The 2,795-nt window shown below is 46.9% G+C and carries 3 protein-coding genes; 1 reads left to right on the top strand and 2 read right to left on the bottom strand.

Annotation, left to right across the window (positions count from 1 at the left end; genetic code table 11):
* Together ABYW01_RS18610 and gshB are read right to left on the bottom strand one after the other, a co-directional pair.
* Positions 1-668, bottom strand: a 668-nt coding sequence (locus tag ABYW01_RS18610; protein WP_372835761.1) for an N-formylglutamate amidohydrolase, incomplete at its 3' end; no start/stop codon positions are given.
* Positions 652-1,689, bottom strand: coding sequence for a glutathione synthase (gene gshB / locus ABYW01_RS18605; protein WP_372835759.1), 1,038 nt, complete (start codon positions 1,687-1,689; stop codon positions 652-654). The genes gshB and ABYW01_RS18610, both read right to left, overlap by 17 nt.
* A gap of 543 nt (positions 1,690-2,232) precedes the next feature.
* Between gshB and ABYW01_RS18600 the strand changes: the two genes are divergently transcribed.
* Positions 2,233-2,795: LysR family transcriptional regulator (locus ABYW01_RS18600; RefSeq protein WP_372835757.1), on the top strand; the 563-nt coding region annotated here is incomplete at its 3' end.

Here is a 2,795-nt window from a genome sequence, read left to right as displayed (position 1 = left end):
CGGCTGTTCACATGTGCGATCAGATACCCGCGACCGTAAAAAATCTCGTCATACGCTGCACGTACCGGCGTATTTGTCAGTGCAATATTGCCTAAGCCACGTTTAAAGCGATCCACCACCGATGCCCAGCGATCAAGATCGATCTGTTCAGTACCTAAATTGAACGTTGGCGGATCGCCGTCCAACCGCTTGTGATTGTATGAGTGGATATCAAACACCACACAAGCGCCGTACCGCAGCTCTAGCTTTCTGATCAAAGCATCCAGTACGTTATAAAATGCCTTGTGTTTTGCCACACTTTGCTTGCGTTGCGCAGAAGACAAAGGCTTATGCCAGACATTTTTGCCCCAGGCTTTTTTATAGATACAGGTCGCCACGGGGCGATTCAGATCATATTCATAACGAGAGTCCCGCGCGATGAGAGTGATTGGCATTGAATCAATCAACTCCCCCGTGAACGGATCCTCTTCATACAAACGCTCCTCTTCACTCAGCGCACAATACCCTTCCAATGATGGACGAAATTTGTGGCCATCATGTACCGCTGTACAGACGGCAGGAGTGTATTCCTCGATTTTCAAGCTGAAGGATTCATCCAGTGCTTCACATTCGAACACCTCACCCGCAGCAATCCTTTCAATGATCTGGCTTTCAGATAGCTTCTGCATCTTCAATCACCTTACGGAAGGCGTTCTTACGCTCCATAACGACTTCTTTTGCAGACACCACATTTTCGACGAAATCGATCACCTGTTTCTGCAACTTCACGCGGTTCAGACGGTTGATACGGGTGATTCCACCGGGACTCAACACGTTCACTTCAATGAGCTTGCCGTTGATCACATCCAGACCCGCAAAATACAGACCATCACGCACTAACTGTGGACCAATCAAGCGGCACAGTTCTTTCTCTTCTTTCGTCAGATGATGCTTCACCTCTTGGCCACCGGCATGAATATTTGAGCGAACATCATCCCCTGACGGTACGCGACGCATCGCACCAATGGGTTCACCGTTAAGCATCAGAATTCTCACATCACCCTGATCGGCACCCGTTACGTATTCCTGCAAGATGACATAATTACTGGACTCGCCCTCACCGATATAAAAGTCCAGCAGCGAACGAAAGTTCTGGCGTGCATTCTTTTCGATGACGATGACGCCCTGCCCACCAAAGCCGTTCAACGGTTTCATAATCATCTTCTCGGTTGGAGAATCACGAAGAACCTGCTCAAGGTATTCGCGGTTTTTCGAAACATGCGTTGCCGGTATAAAACGACTCGCTTCACCACTAAAAGACGCCGGATAAAGCTTGTTATTCGCAATTCTCAGACCATCAATATCGTTCATAATGAACGTATCGTTGCGCACCGAATCCAAAAAGTTAAGTGCGACTGTATCCAACGGTGGATTAGCCCGCATGATAATGGCATCAAACCCCGCGAGCGGAAGTTTGCAGCGTTTAAACTCAGCATTACGATAAAAGGACGGAATATTCGATGTGAGTTTGGTTGTTTTTTTCAGCACGTTGCAAAACGCATGCGCCACACTATCCCGTATCGTCAAGCTATTCGGTGTTGTAATTGCCACCGTAATGCCACGGCTAGCCGCTTCATGAATCATGCGCAGGGTAGAATCGTTTTCCGGAGAAATACGTTCCCATGGGTACATCAAAAAACAAATTTTCACGCCACAACTCCAAATAGAGGGGTGATTATAAGAAACGATCAGAATATCTAATGATTAAGTTTCAGACATAAAAAAGCAGCCATGGAACGAGATACTATCGTTCCCTGAGGCTGCTCTGAAGATGTCTGTTTCGTGCGAGAATTAGACCAGTATCAGAACGCCTCCCGATCGTCATAACGATCTGAGCACATAGAGCCACGTGCTATATATGTCTGGTTCAACAGAAAATTCATGATGTCCAATCTCAAGATTAAAAGCGCACATCCCCCATGAGTAGGGAGATACATAGAATTCAAACGGTAGTCACACAAATCAGAATATATAACGACTCTGATGGTGATCGTTACACTGAGTGTATTTAAACGCCCCCTGATTAGATTCCGTATCAATGTCCACACTGCTGAAATTGTTCTTCAACACAGTGCCGTTGCAGACAGGGATAGATGATCAGTTCTCGTCTATGGCTGGATTATTGACGCAACAAGAAGTACTGTAAAACAATACTTTTTAATTGTTTCGATCAAATATTTTTATGGACATATTATGGATATCGGGCTGCTCAGAACCTTCCTCGAAGTATCTCGTACCCGGCATTTCGGCAGAGCGGCGCAGAACCTTTACCTGACACAATCGGCCGTGAGTTTTCGCGTTAAACATCTGGAAGATTTGGTTGGTGTACCGCTGTTTACTCGCCAGCGCAACAACATCATGCTTACCTCTGCTGGCGAGCGCATGATCCCACACGCGGAAAATGTTCTGGCTGCATGGCAGATGGCACTGCAAGACGTAGGCGTCTCTGATCTGCAAGATACTCAGCTGATATTGGGCGGTATCCCAAATCTATGGGGCACCTTCCTGCAATCGATTCTGCCGCAATTAGCCGCTGATTTTCCCAGTGTATCCATACGCACAGAGATCAACTCTCATCTGGAGCTGACCCGTTCTCTTATTGCTGGGAGGCTGGATATTGCCGTGGTCTTAGATCCGCCAACACTGGCAGAACTGGATACCGTACGTATCGGAAAAATTGAGCTGGTATTGGTATGCGATAAACCTAAGGCAAAGATCAGCGAAGCGCAGACACGAGGTTATGTCTTTGTCGACTG

It is taken from the genome of Pontibacterium sp. (assembly GCF_041587635.1).
GTDB lineage: Bacteria > Pseudomonadota > Gammaproteobacteria > Pseudomonadales > Balneatricaceae > Pontibacterium.
Note: the sequence above shows the minus strand (reverse complement) of the source record. Positions and strands in the feature narration are given on the sequence as shown.